This window comes from Gardnerella sp. c10Ua_244 (assembly GCF_055818055.1).
Map to the genome: position 1 here is coordinate 1 of NZ_JARFVS010000032.1, position 543 is coordinate 543.

General features: G+C 42.2%; 1 protein-coding gene. It reads right to left on the bottom strand.

Translation table 11 applies throughout. The annotated features are described in order from the left end of the window. A partial coding sequence (locus tag P0108_RS07175; RefSeq protein WP_473730945.1) for a head maturation protease, ClpP-related occupies positions 1-474 on the bottom strand: 474 nt, incomplete at its 3' end. Positions 475-543 lie beyond the last annotated feature (69 nt).

Here is a 543-nt window from a genome sequence, read left to right on the forward strand (position 1 = left end):
TGCCTTGTTAGCATCCATCCACGTTTCCGAATCCATTAAATGCGACAATTTCACACGGTTAAGCCCTGTTTTAATCTCGTAAGCGTTAATAATGGACTCTTTTACCTCATCAAGCATTGATATTGCTTTTTCCATTTCATTTCTGTTGCCAAAAGCAACAGTCATAGGATTATGAATCATAAGCATTGACACCGGGCTCATATAAACCTTTGTCCCTGCCATCGCAATAACCGATGCCGCAGACGCTGCAATCCCATCAATTTTGACCGTCACGCAACCCTTGTAATCCATGAGCATGTTATAGATTTGTGCCGCAGCCACACAATCCCCACCAGGCGAGTTAATCCACACGGTAATATTCCCACTACCAGCGTTTAACTCGTCTTTAAAAAAGTTGTGGTGTAATATCATCATCAAACCATGATTCTTCAGCAATCGTACCGTTAAGAAACAGAGTCCTCTCAAAAATCTCATTATTCTCACTGTTGACCGCCTGGTTTTTCCACTGCCAAAACTTCCTCATCACCTTTTTCCTCCTTTCCA